Source organism: Rhizomicrobium sp. (assembly GCF_056722145.1).
Genome location: NZ_JBWZET010000326.1, coordinates 1 through 3,094 on the forward strand (window position 1 = coordinate 1; position 3,094 = coordinate 3,094).

The following is a 3,094-nucleotide window of genomic DNA, read 5'->3' on the forward strand; positions in this document are numbered from 1 at the left end:
CGCCCAAACGCTCGATATCGGGGCGGTCTACGTGCTGAACCTCGGCCAAGGCATCGACACGTCGAAGCTGCCGAACAATTTCGGCAAGTAAGTTTCGAGGGGGATAAGGCCCGGTGCGCCAACGCGCGCCGGGTCTTATTTTTTTTGCGGCGGGCGTCTTTCCGTCCCCGCGGTGCTGCAATCTTTTCGCTGCACCACCGATTGAAAAGCAGGGAAGATGCCGTTGATCTCGATGCTGCGGAAGGCGCGGCGGCGTAGGACAGCTCCTCTTTCTGGCGCAGGCCGTCGGGACAGAACACGCCCCGCCACAGCGCCTGGCGACATCCCGAAACGCCGATCCGCAGCTGTCGCATCAGGCCATATTGATCCTGCATATCGGGTGCAACAAGCCAATCGTTAGACCAACATCCTATTTCGGTTTACCATTCCCCTCGCCCTGGGGGAGTCATGACTCATCCGCAACACGAGGCGGCGCGACAGGAACCGTTCGGCTATATCTGCCGGGCTTGCTCAGCCTGCTGTCCGCACAAATACATTCAGGTCAATCCGTACGAAGTGGCGCGGCTGGCGCGCCATCTCGGCATTTCCACCACCGAGTTCCTCGCCGTCTTCACCGAACAGGGCGGCGCCATCCTGAAGCGCGATCGCGAGGACGTCTGTCTGTTCCTCACGGCGCACGGCTGCAGCGTCTACCCCGAACGGCCGCTGGTGTGCCGGCTTCATCCGCTGGGCCGGCATGTGGCGGCTGACGGCACCGAGGAATGGAGCCGCGCCACGCCCCATCCCGACAGTCGCGGCGTTTACGGCGCGGGGACCATCGGCGAGTTCATCGTGGCACAAGGCGCGATGCCGTTCCTGCAGGCGGCCGACGACTATGCCGAGTGGGTGCGTGCCGCCCAAAGCGCCATCGATGCCGGGGAGGCCGATCCCGACATGCCGGCCGAGGACCTGATCGATATCGACGTCGCCATTGCCACCCATCTCAACGGCGCGCCCGAGCCCGACGACATCGAAGCGCGACGCCGCCTGCATCTCGACATTCTCTATCAAACCATCGGAAGCACGGGAACGCCGAAATAGCATTCGCACGACCCGGCGTGGTGGATTTCGCGGTGACGTGACGGCGTGCTAAGACTGGCGGCGCCGGAACGAGGGTTGCCATGCACTACACGCTGAACGTCAACGGTCGGGACCGCAGCGTCGATGTCGACGAAGACACGCCATTGTTGTGGGTACTGCGCGATGCGATGAACCTGAAAGGCACGCGCTACGGCTGCGGCGCCGGCTTGTGCGGGGCGTGCACGGTTCATGTCGACGGCGCGCCGGTGCCATCATGCCGGATGCCGGTGTCGAGTCTGGGCGCATCGAAGATCGTCACCCTCGAAGGCATCGGCGACACCGCGATCGGCAAGCGGGTGACGGCGGCGTGGCTCAAGGTCGATGTCATGCAATGCGGCTATTGCCAGGGCGGGCAGATCATGGCCGCGACCGCGCTGCTGGCGCAAAATCCGAAGCCCAGCGACGAGGACATCGTCGCCGCCATGGACGGCCACCTCTGCCGCTGCGGCACCTATCTGCGCATCAAACAGGCGATCAAGCTCGCCGCCGAAGGAGGTTGAGATGCTTCCTTCCGTTCTCGAAAAGCTCCGCCAGCCCGGCCCGACGCGGCGCGCCTTCATCGCGGTCAGTCTGGCCGTGGGCGGCGCCCTGGTGGTCGGCTATTACCGGCGCGGCGGAGCGCACAAGCCCGGCCAGCTCAACGCCTTCATCACCATCGCGCCCGACAACAGCGTGACCCTGACGGCGAAGAATCCCGAAATCGGCCAGGGCATCAAGACCGCGCTGCCGATGCTGATCGCCGAAGAACTCGATGTCGATTGGCGGCAAGTGCGGATCGAACAGGCCGATTTCGACGATGCCAACTTCAAGGGCCAGTACGCCGGCGGCAGCATGGCGACGCCGGAGAATTTCACCCCGATGCGTCAGGTCGGAGCGGCGGCGCGGGCGCTACTCGTCGCGGCGGCGGCGGAGCAATGGGGCGTTGCGCCCGATACCTGCACGACAGCGGCAGGCGTGGTGCATCATGCCTCCGGCAAGAGCGCGCCCTATGGTTCGCTGGTGGCCGCAGCCGCCAAGCGGCCGGCGCCCGTTCTCGCCCGCCTGAAATTCAAGGACCCGCGCGACTACAAGATCATCGGCAAGCCGGTCGCCGGCATCGACAGCCCGAAAATCCTCAAAGGCGCGCCGGTGTTCGGCATCGATACGGTGGTGCCCGGCATGCTCTATGCCGTGTTCCACAAATGTCCGGTGTTCGGCGGCAGCGTCAAACGCGCCAATCTCGACGCGATCAAGAAACGGCCCGGCATCAAGGACGCCTTCATCGTCGCCGGCAGCCAGGCGCATGTGTTCGGGGCCGAAGGCGGCACGGTTTCGACCGGCCTGTTGCCCGGCATCGCCATCGTCGCCGACTCCTGGTGGCGGGCTGAAAAGGCGCGCGAGGCGCTGAGCGTGGACTGGGACGAAGGTTCGTATGCGCATCATTCCAGCGCGATGTTCGCCGCCGAAGCCGAACGTTTGCTGGCCGCCGCGCCGGCCTGGGTCCTGCGCCACGATGGCGATCCCGACGCGGCCCTGAAGACGGCGGCCAAAACGATCGAAGCGCGCTACGACTATCCTTTCATCGCCCATGCCACGCTCGAGCCGCAGAACTGCACCGCCCATGTCGCCGGCGGCAGGGGCGAGTTCTGGGCCCCGACCCAGCTTCCTGAAGCGGCGCGCGGGCTGATCGCGGGCACCTTGGGCCTCAAGGAAAAGGACATCGTCATCCACATCACCCGCTCCGGCGGCGGGTTCGGGCGGCGGCTGATGAACGACTACATGGTCGAAGCCGGCTGGATTTCGAAGCAGGTCGGCGCGCCGGTGAAACTGATCTGGAGCCGCGAAGACGATTTCGCCCACGATTTCTACCGCCCCGGCGGCTGGCACAAGATCAATGCCGGCCTCGATCAGTCCGGCAAGATCGTCGCCTGGAAGCACGCCTTCGTCAGTTTCGGCAAAGATAAAAAGTTCGCGAGCTGCGCCGGGCTCGATCCCG

General features: G+C 65.1%; 3 protein-coding genes. All 3 read left to right on the top strand.

The window, feature by feature from the left end; all coding sequences use genetic code 11:
• Window positions 1-447: 447 nt before the first annotated feature.
• On the top strand, window positions 448-1,080 hold the full coding sequence (locus AC1P6P_RS17485; protein WP_481403729.1) for a YkgJ family cysteine cluster protein: 633 nt from the start codon (window positions 448-450) through the stop codon (window positions 1,078-1,080).
• Window positions 1,081-1,160: 80 nt separating this feature from the next.
• Entirely contained in the window at window positions 1,161-1,619 is a 459-nt protein-coding gene (locus AC1P6P_RS17490; RefSeq protein WP_481403730.1) for a (2Fe-2S)-binding protein, read from the top strand.
• Window position 1,620: 1 nt separating this feature from the next.
• A partial coding sequence (locus tag AC1P6P_RS17495; protein ID WP_481403731.1) for a xanthine dehydrogenase family protein molybdopterin-binding subunit occupies window positions 1,621-3,094 on the top strand: 1,474 nt, incomplete at its 3' end.

What these genes read in the sequence shown, in the direction of transcription:
- AC1P6P_RS17485 (WP_481403729.1), top strand. Translation starts at nt 448, where the DNA reads ATGACTCATCCGCAACACGAGGCGGCGCGACAGGAACCGTTCGGCTAT.
- AC1P6P_RS17490 (WP_481403730.1), top strand. Translation starts at nt 1,161, where the DNA reads ATGCACTACACGCTGAACGTCAACGGTCGGGACCGCAGCGTCGATGTC.